The 272-nt window shown below is 35.7% G+C and carries 1 protein-coding gene; it reads right to left on the bottom strand.

Annotated elements, in window-relative coordinates:
- The coding region (locus AAEY68_RS21105) for a protein phosphatase 2C domain-containing protein (protein WP_350586832.1) at positions 1-272 on the bottom strand (272 nt) is incomplete at both ends.

The raw sequence follows: 272 nt of genomic DNA, 5'->3' as shown, positions 1-272 counted from the left end.
ACTTTATCCATTTTTACGCGCCTGTAAACACTTCCATCTTCAAATATTTTATTATCTAAAAATCGTGTTTGCCCAGCAAATTCACCACTATCTGGTTCGCCCATTAACACTACTTTTTTATTTTTATCATATATTGCAATACCACCGTCACCAATCCAAAAAGAGATAACAAGATAACCCTCTTCAACTTTTTTATGTGCGGCAAGTATTAACGTTGTAGAGAAGTCTTTTACACTGTCGCCTTGGTTTGCATCAACACTACTATGTATCGC

Origin of the sequence: Pseudoalteromonas sp. RB2-MNA-CIBAN-0110, from assembly GCF_040309305.1 — a bacterium.
GTDB classification, from domain to species: Bacteria; Pseudomonadota; Gammaproteobacteria; order Enterobacterales; family Alteromonadaceae; genus Pseudoalteromonas; species Pseudoalteromonas arctica.
The sequence above is the reverse complement of the archived record's forward strand: the minus strand, read 5'-3'. Positions and strand labels throughout refer to the sequence as shown.